Raw genomic sequence first — 22666 nt, 5'->3', positions numbered from 1 at the left:
GCTTAAGGTGTCAGCTATCTCCAATGGAAGGATTTCAGCGGTGCCGAAGGAACTAACCCCGAATAAGGTTAGTAGGAAAATAATTCCCATAGCGTAAAGGGAAAGGATTTCTGCTCTTTGTCCACTTTATGTGCCAATATGTAGGGCAATTGGGACTTTTGAAGCGGTGAATATTTCTGTGTTGTCGCTGGTATATGCGCTAAGCTGTGAGGGATGGCTCACAGCAGTAAATGGTGTGACGAGTTCTCGTATTTAAACCCATATAGAAGGGACACCTGAAGGTGACACATACAACCCGCTCCGTTGTCATTAGCGCCCTAGGACGCCAGATCGACACAGCTGATCTTGAGCACTTCGCCCAGATATTGGGCCTCGATATCCAGCCGCTCGTCGTGGCCGACCCCACCATCACAGGGGTTTTGTCCACCCGACCTGAATCACCCGTGGTCTATCAGGGCACGGGAAGTATTGATTTCGACGCCCGAGCGGCAGCAGCGCTCGGAGTGCCACTTATCATCCAGGCTGCTGAATTGGGCGTCAGTGCAGAACTAGCACGCGCCGAAGCCAAAGTGCTGGGGGCACATATCGTCGATATCCTAGGCCCTGGTAGCTCTCTAGAATCCGCCCTCCCCGCCCTGCACGAAGCTCAGGTCGAGCCGGTTATGTCGGCTGAGGTTTTCGAGTTCTGGCTGCTCGATCGCGCCCGCCAAGCTAGGGCCCATATCATCCTGCCCGAAGGTGACGATGACCGGATTTTGCTCGCTGCCGATCAGTTACTGGCCCAGGATATCTGTGAGTTGACCATTCTCGGTAATCCTGCGGCTATTACTGCTCGGGCTACAGAGCTGGGTTTGAATATCAGCGCCGCGCACCTGTCGGATCCTTCGAACGATCCCCACGCAGAAGAATTCGCCCAAGAGTTCTATGAGTTGCGTAAGGCCAAGGGCATGACGATTGAAAAGGCCCGGGAAACCATGCAGGATATTTCCTATTACGCCACCATGATGATCCACAAGGGTCTTGCCGATGGCATGGTATCGGGTGCCGCGCATACCACCGCCCACACCATCAAACCTTCTTTCCAGATCATCAAAACCCAACCAGGCACCTCCGTGGTTTCATCGATCTTCCTCATGGTGATGCGCAACCGACTGTGGGCTTTTGGTGACTGCGCCGTCAACCCCAACCCCACCGCTGCACAGCTCGCCGAAATTGCCGCCGTCTCAGCGCGAACCGCTGCGCAATTCGGTATCGACCCGAGGGTCGCCATCCTTTCGTATTCCACCGGTACTTCAGGTTCCGGCCCTGACGTTGATCGTGCCACCGAGGCAACTCGCATCGCGCACCAGAACCACCCCGATATTCTTATCGACGGCCCCCTTCAATTTGATGCAGCCGTCGACCGCGGAGTGGCTGAGAAGAAAATGCCCAATTCCAAGGTTGCAGGTCAAGCCAATGTCTTTATCTTCCCCGATCTAGAGGCCGGAAATATTGGCTACAAAACCGCCCAACGCACCGGCCATGCCCTCGCGGTTGGCCCTATCCTGCAGGGATTAAATAAACCTGTGAATGATCTTTCTCGTGGTGCTACCGTGGCAGATATTGTCAATACTGTAGCGATCACCGCTATCCAAGCCGCCGCTTTATAAGGAGTTTTACATCATGGCCCTCGTACTCGTTCTCAATTCGGGATCGTCCTCGATCAAATTCCAGCTAGTCGATCCTGCCCAAGATGTATCCGCGGCCCCATTTGCCAGCGGACTAGTGGAGCAAATCGGTGAGGAATTAGGGCGCATTACCCTAAAATTCCAGGGAGAAAAACACATTGTGGAAGCCCCCGTTCCCGATCATTCTACCGGCCTCGATATGGCCTTCGCGCTGATGACCAAGCACGGTTGTGGGCCTAAGGATGTGGAACTCAAGGCGGTTGGGCACCGGCTCGTCCACGGCGGCACGCTGTTTAGCCACCCGGTAGTGATCACCGATGAGATCCTCGAGAAGGTTTACGATTTGATCCCCTTGGCGCCACTGCATAACCCTGCCAATATCGACGGTATCGTGGTGGCGCGCAAACTGCTTGACACTGTTCCTCATATTGCAGTATTTGATACTGGCTTCTTCGCCGCTATGCCTGCCAGTGCAGCGCTCTATGCCATCGAGCTTGAGACCGCAGAGAAATATGGCGTCCGCCGCTATGGTTTCCACGGCACCAGCCACGAATTCATCTCCAGGCAAGTTACAGGTTTGCTAGACAAACCCGCTGCCGAGATTAATCAGATCACTTTGCACCTCGGTAATGGCGCCTCCTGCGCAGCTATTAAGGGCGGCCAACCCATCGATACCTCGATGGGGCTGACCCCGCTCGCAGGATTGGTCATGGGTACCCGCTCAGGTGACATTGATCCAGGCATCGTATTCCACCTGCACCGTACTGCTGGTATGAGCATTGACGAGATCGATGTCCTGCTGAACAAGAAATCCGGTGTGAAGGGTATTTCGGGGGTTAATGATTTCCGTGAGCTGCACCAGCTCATCGCTCGCGGTGATGAAAAAGCTCGGTTGGCCTATGAGATCTATATTCACCAACTGCGACGTTATATCGGTAGCTATATGATTCAACTGGGCCGCGTCGATGCCATCACTTTCACCGCCGGCGTAGGAGAGAACGACGCTATTGTGCGTGCTGATGCGCTGAAAGATCTTGAGGTCTATGGCATAAAGATTGATCCTGATCGAAACGCTGTGCGCGCTGAGGAGCCGACCGTGATCTCCACCGATGATTCAGCGGTCAAAGTTTTCGTTGTTCCCACCAACGAGGAGCTTGCGATTGCTCGCTACTCAAGTGAGCTCGCTGGTCTCGATTAAAAAAATAAAAGCCAATACAAGCCTTAGTGGAATAGCCACTAAGGCTTTTTTAAAACCACGTACGTGGCCGAACTTTGTTAGCCATATCGACCAGCTGATAGCGATATTTCGCGCTCGGTGCCACTCGAGCCTGCACACGTAGAGATTTTGCCAAGCCCACCCGCAACCCCTTTTGACTAAAGGGGTACTCAAATAAATCGGTGGTAACAGCGGATTCCTCCAAATTGCTGCTGCGTAACCAGTTCAGTGCTGCATGGAGAATCACAATCTTCAGCTGCAAAAAACGCGGCTCATTCGTAGGAATCCCCTCCAAACGTCGAGCAGCTCTTCTAATGCGCTGCTCGTTCGGTTTCAAGGAGACGAGGTACACAATACTTGTCAATAGGGCCATACGATGATGCATTGACGCAGGCGGTACCTCATCGAGTGCCTTCACAGCCATATCTATCTGTTTTTCGGCGAGCAATTGGCGCGCCAATCCGAAGGCCGAGCTCACCGTGGTGGGGTTCGTAGCCCATACCAGCGCATAGAGATAGATCGCTTTAAAGCGCAATACTTCAGGTTTTGCCGTAAGCTTATTCCACAAACCAGCAAATTCACTCACCGCTGTCCCTTGAAGGCTTGCGGCTTCCAGCGCGAGATCTGGGCTTAGCAAAGGCGACTCGGACAGCCCTTTTTGCTGGAGGATTAATTCGCTAACTACAGCGCGCGCCAGCTTAGGTGCAACCTCACCGGGCAGGACACTAAAAACCCTGTTAAAAGCGTCTTGGGCATGAGTAAAATCTTCAAGTAAGAGCCGAGTGATACCCGAATACCACTGGAAACGCCATTCGGTTCCCAATTCTTCCTCTAATTCTCCCAGCCATTCTTTGGCTTGCTGTGTAAAACCGAGATCAAGGAGGCTGCGCACGATGCCGAGAGGGATTTCCTTTGACCCGCCAAATTCCTCTAATTGCAAGGCTCCGCGCATGGTTTCGAGCGCCTCCGAGGGTTCTGCATAATTTGATCCAGCGATCATGGTCGCGCCGGGATCATCGCGATCGAGGAGTGGAATATGCAGAGCTGCCACGACTTCAGCCGGCGTTATTGACGCATTCCGCACTGTTCCATCGAGGAGCTGATCAGTTTTAAAAACCGTGTGCTTGGTACCAAACGTGGAACGCTGCGGGGAGAAGAGTGAGTGCTGCGCCGGGTATTGCAGCGATTTGTGGATCGCTAAATATTCCCGCAATACTCCATACAGCTGAGTTTCCATTTCGTGGACTGAACTAAAGCGAGCTGCCGGATCGGGAGCTAGAGCGCGCTGCAGGAGCCGGTAATAGCTCAAATAATGGGCAAAGAGAGGCTCCTCATCAGGAGTAGGAAGTCCTAGAGTGTAGTGGCCGTTATCAACAGGTAAGTGAACGGTCAACGCAGCGAGGGTACGTCCGATGGTATAAATATCGCTAGCCACACTCGGACCTTGGGTGGCTACCTCGGGGGCTTGAAAACCCTTGGTGCCAAAAATATAGCCAAAGGCGCCGATACCAGAAACCGCCCCAAGGTCGATCAACTTGACTTGATCCTCGGTGACGACGATATTATCGGGCTTCAAATCGTTATAGACAACCCCGCGGGCATGCAAATAGGACAGCGCCGGTAGAATCTCCAGAATATAGCCGATAGCTATATCGAGCGGGAAGAGCCCGTTATATTGGGAGCTGCGTAGGGCCTTGAGGCTGGGTCCAGGCACGAATTCCATGACGATAAAGCCACCGTCGATACGCGGGTCGTCGATAAAGTTGTAGGCCTTAACAATCACCGGGTGGGTAATATCTGCAAGGAATTCCCGCTCCGCTACAGCCGCCGCATAATCTCGGGGATTATCGCGGCTGACAATACTCTTGAGCACCACCACACGCCCGGTGATATTGCGGTCCTTGGCCAGATAGATCCACCCCATACCGCCACGCTCTAATACGCCGAGTACCTCATACTGGTCGCCCACCACATCGCCGGGCCCCAGCACGGGGCTCTGGTGGTCTTTCCACGCATCAGAAGTGAGAAATTCCGTTTCCTTAATGGGTACAAAGGGCAAATACACCATGCCGTTGGCAACCGCGCGCGCCCCCCTGGTAGCTGCACGGCGTTTGCGAAAGGTTGAAAGCGCTTCCTGGTGTGAGCGTACCGAAGGATCATCTATAGCAGGAGTAGCGGTGGTCAAGGAGAAGCTAGTGCCCTCAGTATCATCAGCAAAGGGATCGAAGGGGACCGCCGAGGTAGCAACCTCGGGATGCATACGTTCACTATGAGTATCCATTATTCCTCCTCTCGATACCGTGGTGCAGGTAGCGCTATCTGTGGTAAATAGGCACCCAACCACTTATTATATGAACGCTGCCACGTGCCATCGGCTCGAATGCGCTCGAGGGTGACATTAACCTGACGTACCAATCCCGACGTGTTGCGACGATAATCTGACTGTCCAATCGCCACCGCGTAATCCTGCCTGTTGAGGTTGTCTCCGACAATGGTTGTAAAGGGGTCTTGGGCAGCCATTCCTGACAAAATAGTATCGTCAGTGATAATCGCCGCTACCTGATCTTGCTGCAGGGCCACTAGGCAATCAGCACTTGTTTGAGTGATGAGTAGATGGGTTTGAGGAGCTTCCAACCGTACAAAGGCCGCTCCCGTAGAATTCTCTGTGACACAGGCAGTGCCCCCTGCTAAATCTTCAAGAGAACTGATGCCCGAGGATTTATCGACCAGCATTCGGGTGTATCCGGCGAAATAGGGAATAGAGAACTCTACCTCGTTTTCTCGCTCTTGAGTGATAGAAATCGTACGCATCGCAATATCAACTGCTTCCGTATGCAAAGCATCTTCCCAGTTTGTGGCGTTAATATAGCGGAACTCAATGCGATTAGGGTCACCGAAAATATCTCGAGCTATCTCACGGGCGATATCTACTTCGAAGCCTTCCAGCGTGCCAGTCGTAGGGTCTCGAAAACTCAAAAGATTGTGAGCTTGGTCGACGCCGACGATTAACCGACCGCGGCGGACAATCAATGGCACCCGCTCCTTGGGACTTAAAGCATCAGGGCGGAGGGATCCGCGATTCTCTACACTGCGAAATTCGTGGGCCTTCTGGGCTCCCGCATCTTCTTTGACCGCTTTGTGGGGTAGCGGCATAATCGCCTCGGTCCTAGGGCTGGCGATCAGCGGAGGGTCGGCTGGTGATGCCTGGCAGCCGCTCGTCGCGCCCATCACAGCCATGCACGCACCGAGACCGCAGCGTAGTGGGTTAAGGGCAAAAGGATTCTTCATCAGAGATATTCCTGTAAACGAGGGCGTATTCCCATCCAGATACTCACAACCGCTAGGAGGGAGAGGACGAGTGTGACTGCCGAAACGGAGGCCGAGGCCGCGATGCCTCGATTGATATAGTCGCGCATCTGGCTTCGTGAATCATCGATGAGAGTCGCTAGAGCTGTATCCAATTCCTGATAAGGATGACTCGAGGAAGCAGCGGCGGTAAGTTTTTGTGCCTGATCATAATCCCCAGCATTGAGGAGGGTGACTAATTGTTGGTGAGAACGAGACCATCGATCAAGGAGTTCATGAGCATCACTGCTTTTACTCTGCGGAAAAAGGTCTAAAGTGGCATTGATATCGCTGATCGTGGTGTCAAAATTCTTCGTCGAGTTCACCAACGATTGACGCCAAACTAAAGCGAGCATCTCCGAACCACGCGTTTGTTGGGCCGCAATTCTAGCCTCGATGACCTCCGATAGGGGCTGAGAAGCCTGAGTATAGGACTGATTTCCCGCCTGAAAAGTAAGAGCGGCTGAGGAAATCACCCACGCATTAGCAATTAATAGCAAGAAGGTGGCCGCTACCATACCCCGGTTCAAACGCCTGTTACTCACACTTGACAGCCACAATTGGGTGAGAATGAGTGCGATGAGAGCAACCAATAAGCCTATGAGGGGAATCCACAGGGGTTGGGTCAGCGTTGTCTGTTGCTGGTGGACGTTCTCACTGGTAAGTGCATAAAGACGAGCAGCATTGGGAAGCATATGTTCGCGCATTAGCGTAGACGCCTCGGACATATACGCCACGCCAACTGGATTGCCTTGGCGATTATTAGCCCACGCAGTTTCCACCAACCCGGTATAGATGGGTAAATGCTCGGATAGACGAGTAATCAATCTCATCTCTTCGCCAGTTGGGTCGGTAATTCCATTGGCGGTAACCGCTATATCTCGGGCTGCTTGCTGATACGCCAACTGATAGTCATCGCGATTGGAGTTGGAATCGACCCCAGCCAAGACGAAGCCGGAGCTCGCCGCCGTATTCGCCGCCGCCAAATTGGAGTACAGAGACTGTGCTAGATAGCTCACAGGTTCGGTGGTGGTAATTAAGTGATCGAGGTCGCTGCGACGCTGCGCAGCGGATTGACTCATGAACATCCCTGTACCGACCACCACAATGCTCAGCACAAGCATGAGGGCGGTCATGCGTCCCGGGGTCGTTTTCAGAAAGCTCCATCCGTGTTGGATGAGCGCCTTGGGATAGTTGATATAGTCATGCCAAAACTCTTGGTAGACACTGCGGTGGTGAGATGTCTCTTCCAACCACTCATCCTGAATATTCTCAGGCACTATCTGCGGCGAATTCTGTTCTGTGTGCGTCACGGCATTATCGCATCCCTCATCGAGCTCTCTGGGAATTAAGTATATAGGTGTCAAGCTGATACCGAGCTACGAAGTGCTGGTGTGAAGTAGGAGTTACGTTTATCACCGCCGTCGAGCGGGCCCCTTTAATTGTGAAAAACGAGTTATCTGGCATCTACCAGGGGGCTAACTACGGGCATAGATCCCTATTTCGTGATCCTGGGATTAACTGGAATCTGTAAAATTTTTGGTATCACGTAACTGCTCTGGGCTCTGCCCGTGAGAGCAGGGCGAAGGCCGGCACGTAGCTCACAAAGCGGGATACCACTGCCGAGGTTGAGACCCAGCCCATAGCAAAGTTATTGGTGAAAAATCTGTTTATTCGGGTGATAAACGGTTCGCCAATGCAGGCGAGGGCCTTTATTGTCGGTGGAAGTCAGGACTGCGCACGGGGTTTATCTTCCGCTGGAGCTGATTAGGGTCACCGATCTCGGACGTAAAACAGAAGGTCTTCAGAGACGGGTAGAAGCCGAGTCTGGTAACTAATATCCCCAGTATTCCTTTGAAAAGGTGAGGGGCGTACACCGTTTTTGTCACGGATAATTACTAGATGGGCACCTAGGGTATTTGTAATTCTGTTTATTAGATTCGACCAGTATGCACCATTTATCTCTTTAGTGGCGATCGATAGCAGGATCCGAGGGGAATATAGGTTGAGACATTCAATCAGGTGTCGATTCGAGTAGGATATCGTGTCCACAGGCCCTTAGTTGCCGCAACTCACGGGAAAAAATTGAGCAGCGGAAACTAAGTTCGGTTATTAAAGAATTATGAAAAGGCATATTTTTAGAAAAATTCCTATTTTACTCCGCCCTTCAGGCTAGTGATAATCTCGTACACATATTGCCCAAAGCCGATCTAGAAAGATGCTATCGCTAGACCCGCTGTTTGAATGGAGACAAGATGCCTTTCCCTGATATTGATTCCAATACCTTTACCGCTTTGTTAGACATCCTTTACACTGACCAATACGGCGATTGGGAGGGTGCAAATCAGAAGAAACTTGACGAGTTAAATGATCAGCTTTACGAAGAGTTGGATCCTCAGCGCGAAGCCGAGGCAGAGTTGAAACAAGTGAAGGGTTATATCCACTCGCTGCAGGGTGAGATTGATAAGGTCAACGAAGATATCGAGTTAGCACGGGAGAAGATCGCACATCTGAAGATCAAAAAATCGCGGCTGAGAACTGAGTTTAATTTAGCTAAACGCGCTATGCGGGGCAGTCGCTACGAAGCTGAGCTAAAAACTGCAGGAAAGATGAGTACCTTTGTTAATACTGGATTAACAATCTGGCACTCCAGTAAAGCTCAGGAAATTGAGGAGGCTATCAATTCAATTGAATATAGTCTGGTCGATCTGAAAAATGCGATAGAACGGATGAGGGCTCAGCGGACGGATCTTAAGGAGGATCTTCGCGAGGCTAAAAAGGAGTGCACAGTAGCCAAGCGGGAGGCGGCGAAGGTTCCATTAAGTGCCAGGACCTTAGATAAAGAAATTGCTAAGTTTGTCGATGAATGGAAATCGCAACGACGGGCTTATCGCGAAGATCTTCGCCAATTGATTGAGCAGCGTCTCGATTCTCGTCTGGACCAGCGTCAGCAGATTGGGCAGCTGGAAGGCTTTATTGACGATTATGATGAGCTTAAACTGTCGTGGCAGCATATTTGGCAGCAAAAGCTCGCTAAGATTGAGGAAGCGTATAATCTTCCCGCGTTGATTAAGGCAGAGGAGGCTGGCGAAAGTCTCGCCGCACGTGCAGAGCAGAACGAGATCGAAGTGACCAGCGCATACCAAGACTTGAGAAGCGAAAAAGCTGAGCTCGAGGATATTCTCGCACAAGCAGAGAACAAAGAGATGGACTTGAGGAGTGCATTTTTTGGTAACAGGCTAGGCGTCCCAGCCGCGATAGCAACAGTGATTCTCGGTATTTTCGTTGTACTGATCGGTCCGTGGTCTCTGACGTTGACAGCGTTGGTTGTCATCCTTGGGGTCGCACTTTTGGTCTTAGTAGCCGCTTCCCTCATAACGGCTGTAGTGGTTAAAAATGCGGCGGATAGGGCACTCCAGCAGCTGCGAGAGGAATCTCGCGCTGAATTAAAGAATGTGGTTGCTAAACTCGATATGGTAGACGCGCAACTAGGCGAGGCAAAAGAACTCACTGTAGAGGCCCAAACCGAAAAATATGCGGCTGTGAAGAGCCTTCGTGCTGCCCGCGAGAAAGTCGAACGAGAAGTGAGAACAACTTATGGAATTCCCTACCCGGAGAGGAGAACACCTAACTTTCCTGTTGAGGCCGATAAAAAACAGCTAGAGATCTGCTTGGATCAAATCCGCTCCGATTTCTTCGGCCAGGTTCTCAATGATATAAATGAGCCACTTCCGGTTGATTACTCAACTTTCACTCCCAACGCCAACAGTGTTAGTCAGACTCCACTGGCACAGGATGCGTTCAACGAGTGGGTGGGAGCTAATGCTCATTATCCTTGGTGGACAGCGTAACGTTAGATCACCGCTTTTCCGTCGGAAGGGTAGCGCAGTTGGGCCCACAAAACCTTAGGTGGACAAGGGTAATTAGCTACCCTATGACTAAGTCGAAAAGGACAGGACACAAAGAGCAAGTCATGCAATGCTAAACATCGGGCACCTAAATATCCAGGTTGTTAGCCCTGGATATATTTATCAAGTATGAGTAGAGAGGCTTCCACGTGGTTAATCCGAATTGGATTGGTGAAGTCTCCTCGCTGCATAACGGTGAATTAGGGCCTACCAGCTTTCGTTAATGAGAGATCAAAAGGGTTTGCAGTTAGGGCAGACATCGGACTCGGGGTGTAGGTGCTGAACCCAATCGTATTCTCGGGAGAGCATATTAGTTTGCTTCTGTATGGAGATCCCTGAAACGTGGCGACGGCTGTCGCCGCACTACTAACTTTTTGGTCAATCGGGCTTTTACCTACGAGGTGCACAGCGGATTCATCATTGGGATATGTTGGGGTGTGCAAGGACTCTGGGTTTTCTAAGGTAGTCCAACGAGGATGCCAGAAACTCTGTATCCGAGGCTGATGGATCGATGAAGAATAAATCGCTGTGCTTAGGTGATCGAAAGCTGAGTGGTGGCGTTGATCTCGTTACTGATCTCAGTTCCTTCGACAAGCTATGTAGTTAAAGCTGTAGCTTTGACTTCTTTGCTCGTCAGGATGCCCAACGGTGATCGATGTTGAAGGTCGCTGTCGGTAGAGTTTTAATCGCTGCAGTAACTGTTTGGGGAGTGTCCTGAGGTTGCGGGGAGATTTTGTATGTCATGCTGTTTCTAGACTAGACGGATATTGTGGCACCCACTACCTTTCCGGCCATAGGCAGAATCAAAAGATGGCACGGAACTCTTCCAAGCACCTGCTGAACTTTTCCCAGCGACGAGTACCTCTCCCATTTCCCTGGCCTTGAACTGATCTGCGGCTACCATGATATCCTCATAATTCGCTGCGATATAGATACGTCACACAAATCGTCGTTGACTCGGCGATTTCAGAAAATCCTTTTCGGTCGCCACAGTGGATACTGGGGACTCCGATGAACCTATCGTTTGCAATTTCGGTACCTAACGATGGCCAGTGTAGAGCCACCTTCAGCAGCAGGTATTCAATAACCCCAGAATGCGCTTGATGGCCTCTGTATTCATACTTTGCGACCATGTGGATAGATTTGTCGAGAATATGCTTGTTGTCTGAGAAATTCGACTTCAGGGATGGTGAGAGAAGTTTATAGTGTAAAAGTCACAAAATTGGTGACGTTACCACGCAACAACTTTAGCTAGCTTTGAACCGGTGACTGTGCTGATCATATCCGGCTCTAGCCCCCTCTAGTCGTTAACTCCAAATCGGAATCTGTTTCTCGTAGAGCGCTACTCCCCGATTTAATTGTCTTAAATTCCCACAGCGATCTCAGCGGTTTTCTATCACCATTTTCCGGATCAACAACTCCCTGGGCGTCTTCGCATTTCTTTCGCGGCACGACATCCGTCGTCGCGCATCCACCCTCGTAGCTAAGTTTCGACCCTTCTTAACACGATTGCTGACTCCTCCCTCCACAGGCAGGTAAGGACAGAATCTCTTGGCTTGTGCGAGGAGGCAGTACAACTGAGTGGATCGTCATTTCCCTGAATGCCGAGGTCTTATTCCCCACATTGGCGCCCAGGCGCTAGAATTATTCCCTTGATAAAGGTCGCACACCGCACCTATCCCCCGCCTTTTGAGGGGAGTTGGGACGCGGTGCGCGAGAGTATGAAAGAATGGCAAGAATGATTGAAGTTCGCGGATTAACCAAAAAATATGGTGATGTCCTTGCTGTCGACGATTTATCCTTCGACGTCCAGCCGGGGATCATAACCGGCTTTCTCGGACCCAACGGTGCCGGTAAATCCACCACAATGCGGATGATCCTCGGGCTTGATAATCCCACCTCGGGCTCCGCGCTGATAAATGGTAAGCCCTACCGGTCTATGAGGAACCCCTTGGGGACTGTCGGTGCGCTTCTCGACGCTAAGGCTGTGCACCCCAATCGTTCGGCCTATAATCACCTCAAGTGGATCGCCCAAGCGAATGGTATTCCTACTGCACGCGTTCAAGAGGTCCTCGATATTGTGGGCCTGGGTGGCGTGGCGAAGAAAAAAGCCGGCGGTTTTTCCCTAGGTATGGGGCAGCGCCTGGGCCTTGCCGGGGCACTCCTGGGTGACCCCGAGATTCTAATTCTTGATGAGCCTGTTAACGGTCTCGACCCCGAGGGCATCCACTGGGTACGCGAATTATTGCGTTCGCTTGCTGCGCAGGGACGTTCCGTTCTGGTGTCTTCGCACTTACTCAGCGAGATGGCACAAACCGCCGATCACCTCATTGTCATTGGCAAGGGTAAATTGGTCGCGGATCAATCTACCTATGACTTTATTAAGAGCCACTCCGCAGCCTCAGTGAAAATTCGCACCGAACGCAGCGAGGAATTTGCTTCCAATCTCGATGAGGAGGGAATCAAATATATGCAAAGCAAGGACGAAGAAGGTCGCGATATCTTCCTGGTTCCAGATCAGACTACCGACTATATCGGTGCTGTGGCTTTTTCCTACGGGCACCTCATCCAGGAACTCACCCAGCAGCGGGCATCCCTGGAAGAAGCATTTATGGGCATGACGGGCGACGCTGTGCAGTATCAGTCCACCGTGACCGTTCAGCAAACGGAAGGATCATAGGAAAAGATTATGCTCAAAACGATTTTTTCAGAGTGGACCAAACTAATAAGCACCAAAGCCATCTACTGGACTACTGCGCTCTTTTTTGCACTCTGTGCAGGAACAGCTGCGTTGATGGGGTGGAATACCGTCCCACAGCCACAACTATTTAATATTCCCATTCTCTACGCCAGCGCCGCAGTATTAGCTGTTAATACCTTTGGTTTATTCATCGTGAGTATCCAAGCAATTATGGTGTTTACCGCTGAGTACCGCCACAATTATGCCTCGGTCACCTTTGCCGCCACCCCGCAGCGCATCCAAGTGGTTGTAGCTAAGTGGCTCGTCTACAGCTTCTTTGCGGCTGTGATGACCTTTATCACCACTATCAGCTGTTTCTATATCGCCAAGTGGGCTGCGAGTGAAGAGGCGAGCAAAACGCTCATTGTGTGGTCGGATGATAATGCCCTTCGTCTCATGTGGGTATTGCCGTTAGTTATCGTTCTCATGGTGACCTTCTCTCAGGGCGTTGCCCTTATCGTGCGCCAAACTGCGGGCGCGGTTGCGCTCATGTCGATGTGGATCCTTGCCTTGGAGAATATTGTGGGGCTGCTGCCGAAAATCGGTCCGTGGGTCGTTAAATACGGTCCCATGTCGAATATGCAGGCCTTTGTACAGCGCACGGATATTCAGGATATCGTGTGGGGCTACCAAGGTTCGGGTCTTTATTTTGCGGTATGGTCGCTCGCCATCCTCATCCTTGGCACCGTTATGGTGAAGCTGCGAGACGCCTAGTACGATTCGTAGCCCCAAACTCAGCCAGCCCCTTTTCCACCAGGGGCTGGCTTTATAATTTTGGTAGGGTACCCTTCCCTAGTATCAGCTGAGATTTACACAGGGTTATATAGAGATTCTCACTTCCAGCGGTATCCCTTCAACTTGAAAATTTGAGGCTTTGATGCAAAAAACGTCTACGATTTCTCTCGGTTTGCTGTTTGCCCTGGCACTATTAACAGCGTCAGGCCCCTTTTCTATTGACCTCTATTTGCCCGGGCTGCCCCAGGTGGCCGCGGAGCTGGCCACCTCAAAAGTGCAATGGACTCTCTCCTCCTTCATGCTTGGGATGGCTTGTGGTCAACTGGGTGTAGGAGCCCTAAGTGACACCTACGGCCGCAAGCGCTTTCTGATCGCCGGCGCTGGTATAGCCCTCGTTGCCGCTATAGGTTGTGCATTCGCCCCTTCCATTGGAATGCTTATCTCCGCCAGATTTTTCCAGGGTATCGGTGCCGGAATGTGCGTAGTCCTCGCCCGCTCTGTCATTCCTGATCTGATGGAAGGGGTTGCCGCCGCGAAGGCCTTTAGCTGGATGATGATCGTTGGTGGGATCGCACCCGCCCTGGCTCCCGTAGTAGGTGCCTTTCTTATCGATTTCATGTCGTGGCGCGGGATCTTCCTCGTGCTCGTGGCTATAGCCTTTCTACAAATGATGGTGGTTATTTTCTTCATACCCGAAACCCGACCCCCTAGTGCCCGCACACCCTTTAATATCAGCGCCTTCAGCGAAGTGGCGCGTAACCGAACTTTCCTCTTCTTCTGCGGGAGCTTTGCTCTCGGCTTTGGTACTCTTTTTAGCTATATCTCCAGCGCCTCCATCATTATCCAGCAGATCATGGGATATTCCCCTAAGATCTTCGCCTTGGTTTTTGCCATAAATTCCCTTGGCCTTATGTCAGGTGGCTTCATCAACACTAAATTGCTTGATCGCTATCCTCCGAGCTCAATTCTGCGAGGCGCCCTCGTGGTTGTGCTCCTCGCTGTGGGGGTTCTCAGCACTGCAGGATTGGTTAGGGCTCATCATTTTGTGCTTTTTGCAGCGCTGTTTTTCGCTATCGCTCCACTTTCGGTGGTGATGGGTAATGCCACGACCATCGCCCTCGGTGCGGTGCGTGCTCGAGCTGGTTCAGCCAGTGCGCTTTTAGGGTGCGGGCAATTTCTTATGGCAGGGCTTGTCTCCGCCATTGCGCCTCTTGGGAGCTATCCACCCGCTATGATGGTGGCGTCTATGGCGGTGTGTGCAACGGGAGCGTTGTGCCTATCTAGTTTGGGACGTCGCTCAATCAGCGCGTAATACCTACGTGCACATTAATCATGCTTATTCTTATTTGCTACTGAAGAGCTGAACTCAAGCGCATAATATTATCAATATAGCGCCTGCCTAGAGACCGAGTATTCCATTCGTCCAGGGTCAGGGGTATAGATGCATCTCGGTACTGTACGGCGATCTCGTGGAGATCCTCGATCATATCGCCGTGAGTGAGCATTACTGAGATCTCGTAGTTAAGGCCAAAACTGCGCATATCCATATTTGAGGAGCCGAATACCCCCAAGGAATTCTCGGATAATGGGTCAGCTAGGAGAAATTTACTGTGCAGCACAAAGGGCGCTGGATATTGGTAAATATTGACTCCCGCCTCCAATAAAGCCTGGTAATAGGAGGATTGAGCGTGCGCCACCATAAATTGATCCCCTTTTTCACTAACCAAGAGATCGACGGTGACCCCGCGGTAGCATGCTGATGTGACCGCTTCGAGGAGGGATTCGTCGGGAATGAAATAGGGGGAGCACATAACAATGTGGTCCACTGCTTGGTGGATAATCGAGTTGAACATCCGCAGATTAGGTTCGGTTTCATAACCTGGGCCGGAGGGCACTAACTGCATAATATTGACGTGATCCGCGCCGGGGGTTGGAGCGGGGTTCTCGGGCAGTTCTAATAATTCTTCAGTTTCAAGATACCAATCCACCGCGAAGATATGGTTGATATCAGTAACGATGGGCCCACCCATTTCCACCATGATATCTACCCATTCGCGCCCGTCACGGCGATTCTTGCGCAATAAATAGTGCGGTGCAATAAGGTTTTGCGACCCTAAGAAGGCGCGGTGACCATCAACGATGAGAATTTTGCGGTGATTGCGTAGATCGGGGCGCCGGAATCGCCACCGCCACGGGCGCAGCGGCAACATGACATGCCATCTCACGCCTATAGCGTCGAGGCGTTTGCCTAAAGAGAAATAACCTGGATATTTCCACGACCCCACGTGGTCAAAGAGGAGTCGGACGGTAACCCCGCGCTCGACTGCGCGCCTGAGTGCCTGGAAAAACGCATCAGTTTCCTCGTCCCAGGCGACAATATAGATTTCTACGTGCACACTTTCGCGCGCATTATCGACCGCTTTGGTCATGCGTTTCAAACTGTCGTGGAAAGAAGAGTGCACCCCATAATTGATCCCTGTCGCCAAGGGCATGGAGGTGAGATGCTTATTCAGGCTAACTATAGATGCCAATTCGGGGATCAAGGTGGGAACAGTACTGATGTGTTTTCGCTGTGAGAAGCGCTTATTTGCCTCTTCGAGTACGGCGTGGCGTCGCCTATTGATATAGGGTGAGCCCATTAAGAGAAAGAGCGGCAACCCGATATAGGGCAGCACAAGAATTGCAAGCAACCATGCAGTCGAGGATGAGGGGCGCCGACCCTCGGGTACGAAACCAATGGCGATAATTTTGATCGAATAATCAATAATGAGCAGGATGGTCTGCCACGATCCGAGGTCTAGATTCACCGATAATCAACTACCACCGGGGTATGATCAGAAGCCCCCTTGCCACGCCGTTCGTCTAAGTCAATAAAGCTATCGCCAATAGTTAAATCTCGGCTGAGCTGGAAATCAATGAGCAAACCCTCGTTGCGTTCAAATCGGAAGTCTTTGTAATCAAAATTCGAATAACCCGTTTGGGGCGAGGCTATCTCGAGACCGGCGTCGATTAGCGCAAAGAAGGCTTGTCGTTCGGGTTCCGTAATATGGGTCTTACCAGCAAAAGCAGCAACGGACCAAACATTCTCATCGCGGGGGATCACATTAAAATCGCCACCCAAAATAAGCGGTCCCGAGGTAGTGTCGACATAGTTGCGTAACCCAAAAAGCCATCGCAGTTTGTAGTCATAGTGGGCATCGGCGATGCTTCGACCGTGAGGTGTATAGAGACTCCACACCTCAACTCCTTGGCAGGTGGCGCCAATAGCGCGTGCTTCAACCTCTTGAGCTGCAAGGGGGTCTTTGGCAAAGCCGGGCTGATGAGGGAAATGATATTGGATATCATCCAAACCGACCCGTGAGAGAATGGCTACCCCATTCCATTGGCCAAAACCACAGTGGGCGATTTCATAGTCGGGGAAAGCATCATAGGGGAATTGCTCGTCCGTGCACTTCGTTTCCTGCAGCAGGCAGATATCAATATCGTGACGGTCTAGGAACTGGCGTGCCCGCTCGGTCCGAGTACGCACCGAATTTATATTCCAATTAGCAACTCGCATAACCAAGAGTTTAACCCTTCTACGAGGGATATGCGCTGCTAGCCCAAAACTCCCACCCGCGACCGGTGATGCTCATAAAAACCCAGGGATTCGAAGACCGATAGCAGGGCTTCGTAACCTGGGTGCATATAATAATAGGCCGTATGCGCCTGCACGCTCGAGCCCCACGATATGATAGCTGCTATCGCCGCGTCCACCTGGCTTTTAGCTAGGTCGTGTGGCGCTACTTCGGGGAGGAAAATACCCAAATAACCATGGACGACCACCCCAGTGGCACAAAGATCTAGTTCACTGTCCGCCGTTTCGATCCTCACGGTGTGCCGAATAGGCGCAGACTCCTCGGGTGCTGCGCGATCCGCGTTGAGCGGGTGCAGCGATTGTACTAAGGCGATAATCTCTGGTCCGACATCTTTCACCATGCGCTCGGCGGGCCTGCCTATCCGTTCTGGTAGCCACACGCGAGGCGGCACCCCGTGGTGTTGGGAGAAGGCCTGGATGTCCGCCACGGGGACCTCGCCAAAAGCTGCTGACGGGCCAAGGGGGATGGCCGATTCGAAGGCTAAGCCGTGGTGGCTCCCCGCGCGCATGAGCCATTGTCTGTTGGTAGACCAGGTGTGATATTCGCAAGCAACGCTGTGTGCATAAGCTGACTCCAGAGCGCGGATATCTGCATTTCTTACGGTACGTGGGGATAACTTCTTGATAATATGCACTTCCTCCCACGGCACTGTGATGACCGGTTTGGAGGAAATATAACCGCCAACCTTTTGGGGGCGCACCGTGATTGAGTGCCCCTGGTTGATCTCGACGACATGGCCAATGATATCGGTATGCGCTTTTTGAGCCTCTAACTCCGAAGACCCGGCCACAGCACGACGCAAGACGATGCGTTCGCCTACCGCAGGGGAGTCGGACCTAAAGATAAAAGACATTAGTTCTCGTCACATTCCTCGTCGAGATCATCGTGTCCAAAGGGATCGACATCTTCGCCAGGCATCCATGTGGAGCCGGGAGCACCCCAACCCTCAGCCTTGATAGCTTTTTTAGCGGCACGCTTCCAACGCCCGACGAGTACATCGGCGTAGACGAAGCCATCGAGGTGGCCCACTTCGTGTTGGAAACACCGCGCTAGGAAACCAGTGGCCTCCATACTGACCTCTTCGCCCTGTTCGTTAAGACCAGTGACTTTTGCCCATGAGGCGCGGCCAGTAGGAAAGCCCAGACCCGGCAGCGACAGGCATCCCTCATCATCCGACCCATCAGTTTCTGGCATGCCGAGAGGAATATCGGAGGTTTCCAGCACAGGATTGATAAAGCACCCACGGTGGTAGACACCTTGGTCATCGGGGCAGTCGAATACGAAGATGCGTTTATTCACACCGATCTGGTTCGCTGCTAGGCCTACTCCTCGTGCAACCGCCATGGTTTCATACATATCGGCGATTAATTCCTGCAGTTCAGAGACGGGTTCGGTAACAGTTTCCGTGGGAGCGTGCAGGACGGGGGTACCATATATAACGATAGGTCGAACAGTCATGCAATACAGTGTATTACATGGATGAGGCACGTAATCTACTTGCTTTCGAGCAACAAGCACCGCGGAGTCTTGGGGCCAAAGAAGAAGCGATTAGAAAGCAATTGGGAATGAGCCCGATTAGGTATTATCAACTTTTGAATAAAATTATTGATCAGCCAGCCATGATGCAAGAATATCCACTCCTGACTGCGCGCCTGCGCAGGTTAAGGGATACTAGGGATGAAGAGAGATTCAAGCGTTCAGGTACAACGAGTTAGGATATGAATGTGATGGACAAAGAGACCAGTCAGACGCTTCCCCTGCGCGGAATGGCCATGATTTTGATTGCAGTGGCACTTCTCCTCGCATCGTGGGGAGTATTCCAGCTCAATCGCTCGGATTCTTTAGATAACTGGGCAGCTCCATACCCCGTCGCGGACACCGATAAGACTGCCGGGAAACCCGTAGCCCGAAAGGAAACAACCACCCCTGCTCCAGTAAAAAAGACTGACACGTCTTACAAGGAGAAGTCTGAGGCAACCCCAGCCCCGGTTCCTTGGGCTGAAAATATAGGAGAGGCTGCACCAGCAACCCCAGCCCCGGCCACCCCACGGGGTGGGACTGCTGGAGCCGTGGACCCCGGAACCCCAGCTGCTCCTCCAGCAGCACCAGCGCCCGCAGCTCCTGCACCGGCGCCCGCTCCAGCCGCGCCAGTAAATGTGTTGAATAACTCTCTCATACCAGGGTTGGCGGGCCGTGTGGAAATACGAGTCAATGACGTTGGATTCAAAGTTGGTGAAGTGGGAAATCTTCCCGAGAGCCAGCTCGTAGCCCCGCAGAATACGGTTTACTACACCGACAATGAGGCCGGAGCCCGCGAGCTTGCTCAAAAGCTGGGTGCTAACGCGGCACCTGCTCCCGCTGATCTACCTCAAGAATACAAGGATCCTGGTTCGCTCACTGTGGTCCTGACTCAGGAAATACGCTAGGTATATGCAGCAACGTTTCAATGCCTCGGCGCACCCCACTCTCGGGGTCGAATGGGAGCTTGCTCTCATGGATCCACAGACCTACCAGCTGGTGCCTATAGCTGAAGAAATCGCCGAGCAGGCTCGTGAGCGCTGTACCGACGTTCGTTTCGAGCTGGAATACCTCCAAAATACGGTCGAGATTGTCACGCCCGTTTGCCAAACCGTTGGTGAGGCCGTGAACTATCTGGATGTAGGTCTGCGTGCGGTGCGTGAAGCCGCTACCGAGCGGGGGCTCGAATTGTGGGCTGCTGGCTCACACCCCATCGCTCACTATTTAGATCAGGAAGTAAGTACCAAGGGCCGTTACGGCGAGATGGTGGAATACACCCAATTCTGGGGCAAACAGATGCTTATCTGGGGTCTCCACGTACATGTGGGAATATCCGATAAGGAGCGCGTGTGGCCCATTATTAACGCGCTCATGACTAAGTACTCTCATCTTTTGGCGCTTACTGCATCGAGTCCAGGGTGGGAAGGCTGCGATACTGGTTATGCGTCCAATCGCACCATGTTATATCAGCAACTACCAACTGCAGGTCTGCCCTATCAGTTTGCTAACTGGTCGGAATGGGAACTGTTTATGAACGACCAAGAGCGGGCTGGGGTAACTGAATTAACCGGTACCATGCATCTTGATATCCGTCCCTCGGGTAAATGGGGGACCATTGAGATTCGGGCGTGCGATGCCCCTACTAATTTCCCTGAGTTGGCTGCAACCGTGGCTTTAGCGCACTGCCTCGTCGTGCACTTCGACCGCATGATTGAGCGCGGCGAGACCTTACCTTCTCTGAAGTCGTGGCAGGTGGCAGACAATAAATGGCGTGCTGCGCGTTTCGGCTTAGAGGCCGAGTTGATCGTTGATGAAGACGCCTCAGTACGCCCAGTGACCGAGGAATTAGAAGCCCTAGTGACGGAGCTGTTACCACTGGCTCGTGAGTTACAGTGTGACCAAGAGCTGCTAGGGATCCGCACGATCATAGCGACGGGAGCTTCTTATCAACGCCAACGAAAGCTCTACCAACGCACCGGTTCCTGGGATGCGGCGATGGATATGGTCGTAGCCGAATTACACCAACCGCACCAATCACCAAAACCGGTCTAAATGTTTCTCCTCCTGCACGATCCACGTGAGCGACCAGATATTTTTACTGATCTGGTACAAAAGCTGCACCCTATCAAAATCGCTCCCATTAGCCCTGGCCCCCTACGCGAACAAGCCCGCGCGGTCGAGCGTTTCTTGGATAAACACGAAGTGCGCGGAGAGATCCATATAGTAGCCCGCGGCTTGAGCGGATTTTTAGCTCAGCTTTTGAAGGAGCGCTCCCCGGAGCGCTTCCGGGAGTTATATATCTATCATTACCCGTCTCAGCTCTTAAAACTGCCGAGGTTTATATTCCGCGACAAGGCTGTGATTCCTACCCAAATTGCTTTCCACCAGGTCAACGATGACGCTGAGTTGCTCGCGCTGCTAAGTTCGAACTCCTAAGAGCAAACGAAAGAGGCCTTGAAGAGAGTGGCTCTTCAAGGCCTTTATCCTAATTCTTCCCGTAGCTTAGGAGGAAACTTGCTTCGGCGATCGCAATATCGCGAATTTCATTGGGATCGACTGATTCATTGGGGGAGTGGATGGTGCACAGCGGCTCTTCTACACCGAAGAGTGTGAGCTCGGCATGGGGGTTAATCTCCATGAGTTCCGTACATAGCGGAATGGAGCCACCCGAGCCGATATAGCTGACTTTCCGATCTCCGTAGGCGCCAGAGAGAGCTTGGCTGAATTCCTTAACTGCGGGCCCGTCGACCGACGCGGAGAACGGCTGGTTGATATCACTGATTTCCACGTCAAGGTGGACTCCCCACGGAGCGTGCGCGCGGGCATGAGCAGCTACGGCTTCGGCCACGTCGTGAGCGTCGAGTCCCGGGGGCACACGAAGATTCAGGCGCGCGGCGGCAGTAGCAGGTACAGCATTAACGGCCTCAGCTACCTCCGTGGAGCTGAATCCGGTCACTGAAATTGCAGGGCGCGCCCACACCATATCGGCTGGGTTGTCGTCCTCGGTGCCCATGACCTCAAGGCCCTCAAGGAGGCCCGCATCGGAGCGGAAAGTATCTTTATCATAGCTAGCGCCTGACCATGTGGCGGTACAGTCCACACCATCAATCGTGGTGCGCCCAAACTCATCGCGGAAGGAATCAATAATTCTGATCAATGCAGCGGTGGCATCTGGGGCGGCACCGCCGAAAGAGCCGGAGTGGACGGGAGTTTTCAGAGTATCCACCCGTAGATCGATCTGGCCACCGCCGCGAAGTGAGGTAGTCAATGTCGGTTCACCAACGCTGGCATTACCTGAATCGGCAATGAGGATCACGTCGGAAGTGACGAGGTCGGGGCGTTCGCTTAAGAGAGCTGAAAGCTCAGCACCACCTTGCTCCTCTGACCCTTCAAGCAAAACGATCAGACCCGCGTTGGTCCCACCGAATTCCCGGACGGCGCGTAGCGCGGCCAAATGCATGGCTATATTGCCTTTGCAGTCCGCGGCGCCGCGAGCATACCAGCGGCCATCCCGGTCGGTGAGGGAGAAAGGATCCGAGTCCCAGTGTTCCCGATTACCGGCTGGGACAATATCGTAGTGGCTGTAGAGCAGCACGGTAGGCGCACCATCGTGCGCCTCCTTGGTGCCAATAAATATGGGGGAGTGCGTTTCCTCTTTATAGGCGGTGACTTCCAAGCCGAGGGATTCCAATTGTTCGCGCACCCATTGGCCGGCGTGGGCGTGATCGGCAGCTAGATCGGTGATGCCGTGGACGGAATTGAAAGAGGTGAGGGCTTTGAGGTCAGCCCAGATGAGTTCGCGTTGACCTTCAATATAGGTGCGAACGCGTGCAATGGTGGATTTTTCTATCATGGGGGTCATTCTAGTCACTCGCCGGATGAAAGGTACGTACCTTCCA

At 52.4% G+C, this 22666-nt stretch carries 18 protein-coding genes; 10 read left to right on the top strand and 8 right to left on the bottom strand.

Annotated elements, in window-relative coordinates:
• Positions 1-281: 281 nt before the first annotated feature.
• On the top strand, positions 282-1649 hold the full coding sequence (gene pta / locus NXS13_RS06135) for a phosphate acetyltransferase (RefSeq protein ID WP_259078758.1): 1368 nt from the start codon (positions 282-284) through the stop codon (positions 1647-1649).
• Positions 1650-1662: 13 nt separating this feature from the next.
• Positions 1663-2865 carry an acetate kinase gene (locus NXS13_RS06130; protein WP_259158422.1) on the top strand — a complete coding sequence of 401 codons (1203 nt, stop codon included), beginning with the start codon at positions 1663-1665 and terminating at the stop codon, positions 2863-2865.
• A 49-nt stretch (positions 2866-2914) separates the two neighbouring features.
• Here the strand turns inward: NXS13_RS06130 and NXS13_RS06125 are convergent, their stop codons facing one another.
• From NXS13_RS06125 to NXS13_RS06115, 3 genes are read right to left on the bottom strand one after another with little or no spacing between them, the layout of a single operon-like run.
• The gene (locus tag NXS13_RS06125) at positions 2915-5164 is read right to left on the bottom strand and encodes a tetratricopeptide repeat protein (RefSeq protein ID WP_396125071.1); all 2250 of its coding nucleotides are present in this window, start codon (positions 5162-5164) and stop codon (positions 2915-2917) included.
• Positions 5164-6171 carry a glutamate ABC transporter substrate-binding protein gene (locus NXS13_RS06120; protein ID WP_259158421.1) on the bottom strand — a complete coding sequence of 336 codons (1008 nt, stop codon included), beginning with the start codon at positions 6169-6171 and terminating at the stop codon, positions 5164-5166. Before NXS13_RS06120 ends, NXS13_RS06125 begins: the two co-directional genes overlap by 1 nt.
• Positions 6171-7541, bottom strand: coding sequence for a phenol hydroxylase (locus NXS13_RS06115; protein WP_259078761.1), 1371 nt, complete (start codon positions 7539-7541; stop codon positions 6171-6173). Before NXS13_RS06115 ends, NXS13_RS06120 begins: the two co-directional genes overlap by 1 nt.
• 942 nt (positions 7542-8483) lie before the next feature.
• On the opposite strand from NXS13_RS06115, the gene NXS13_RS06110 reads away from it, so the two are divergent.
• From NXS13_RS06110 to NXS13_RS06095, 4 genes are all read left to right on the top strand, one after another.
• The gene (locus tag NXS13_RS06110; protein WP_259289496.1) at positions 8484-10079 is read left to right on the top strand and encodes a hypothetical protein; all 1596 of its coding nucleotides are present in this window, start codon (positions 8484-8486) and stop codon (positions 10077-10079) included.
• Positions 10080-11874: 1795 nt separating this feature from the next.
• Positions 11875-12816: an ABC transporter ATP-binding protein gene (locus tag NXS13_RS06105; RefSeq protein ID WP_259079000.1), complete on the top strand. Its 942-nt coding sequence runs from the start codon at positions 11875-11877 to the stop codon at positions 12814-12816.
• Positions 12817-12822: 6 nt separating this feature from the next.
• Positions 12823-13590: a multidrug ABC transporter permease gene (locus tag NXS13_RS06100; protein ID WP_396125072.1), complete on the top strand. Its 768-nt coding sequence runs from the start codon at positions 12823-12825 to the stop codon at positions 13588-13590.
• 163 nt (positions 13591-13753) lie between these two features.
• A complete protein-coding gene (locus tag NXS13_RS06095) occupies positions 13754-14923 on the top strand; it encodes a multidrug effflux MFS transporter (RefSeq protein ID WP_259078764.1) in 1170 nt (389 codons plus the stop codon).
• A 37-nt stretch (positions 14924-14960) separates the two neighbouring features.
• Here the strand turns inward: NXS13_RS06095 and NXS13_RS06090 are convergent, their stop codons facing one another.
• Genes NXS13_RS06090 through NXS13_RS06075 form a run of 4 tightly spaced genes read right to left on the bottom strand, consistent with a single transcriptional unit; the run spans position 14961 to position 18707 of the window.
• Positions 14961-16418, bottom strand: coding sequence for a phospholipase D-like domain-containing protein (locus NXS13_RS06090; protein WP_259078765.1), 1458 nt, complete (start codon positions 16416-16418; stop codon positions 14961-14963).
• The gene (locus NXS13_RS06085) at positions 16415-17170 is read right to left on the bottom strand and encodes an exodeoxyribonuclease III (protein ID WP_259078766.1); all 756 of its coding nucleotides are present in this window, start codon (positions 17168-17170) and stop codon (positions 16415-16417) included. The genes NXS13_RS06090 and NXS13_RS06085 overlap by 4 nt, the downstream gene beginning before the upstream one ends.
• A 38-nt stretch (positions 17171-17208) precedes the next feature.
• Complete coding sequence (locus NXS13_RS06080) at positions 17209-18102, bottom strand: hypothetical protein (protein WP_259078767.1); 894 nt, start codon at positions 18100-18102, stop codon at positions 17209-17211.
• Positions 18102-18707: a peptide deformylase gene (locus NXS13_RS06075; RefSeq protein WP_259078768.1), complete on the bottom strand. Its 606-nt coding sequence runs from the start codon at positions 18705-18707 to the stop codon at positions 18102-18104. The genes NXS13_RS06080 and NXS13_RS06075 overlap by 1 nt, the downstream gene beginning before the upstream one ends.
• A gap of 17 nt (positions 18708-18724) precedes the next feature.
• Here NXS13_RS06075 and NXS13_RS06070 point away from each other — a divergent pair, with 17 nt between their 5' ends.
• Genes NXS13_RS06070 through NXS13_RS06055 form a run of 4 tightly spaced genes read left to right on the top strand, consistent with a single transcriptional unit; the run spans position 18725 to position 21203 of the window.
• The gene (locus NXS13_RS06070) at positions 18725-18964 is read left to right on the top strand and encodes a DUF3263 domain-containing protein (RefSeq protein ID WP_259078769.1); all 240 of its coding nucleotides are present in this window, start codon (positions 18725-18727) and stop codon (positions 18962-18964) included.
• Between the two features lie 3 nt (positions 18965-18967).
• A complete protein-coding gene (locus NXS13_RS06065) occupies positions 18968-19675 on the top strand; it encodes a LytR C-terminal domain-containing protein (RefSeq protein WP_259289494.1) in 708 nt (235 codons plus the stop codon).
• Between the two features lie 4 nt (positions 19676-19679).
• Positions 19680-20819, top strand: a complete 1140-nt coding sequence (locus tag NXS13_RS06060) for a glutamate--cysteine ligase (RefSeq protein WP_259078771.1) — start codon at positions 19680-19682, stop codon at positions 20817-20819.
• Positions 20820-21203: a hypothetical protein gene (locus NXS13_RS06055; RefSeq protein ID WP_259078772.1), complete on the top strand. Its 384-nt coding sequence runs from the start codon at positions 20820-20822 to the stop codon at positions 21201-21203.
• 49 nt (positions 21204-21252) lie between these two features.
• Here NXS13_RS06055 and NXS13_RS06050 read toward each other — a convergent pair whose 3' ends face one another.
• The gene (locus tag NXS13_RS06050) at positions 21253-22629 is read right to left on the bottom strand and encodes a dipeptidase (RefSeq protein ID WP_259078773.1); all 1377 of its coding nucleotides are present in this window, start codon (positions 22627-22629) and stop codon (positions 21253-21255) included.
• Between the last annotated feature and the right edge of the window lie 37 nt (positions 22630-22666).

The sequence above is a fragment of the Corynebacterium sp. ES2730-CONJ genome (assembly GCF_024834055.1).
GTDB lineage: Bacteria > Actinomycetota > Actinomycetes > Mycobacteriales > Mycobacteriaceae > Corynebacterium.
The sequence above is the reverse complement of the archived record's forward strand: the minus strand, read 5'-3'. Positions and strand labels throughout refer to the sequence as shown.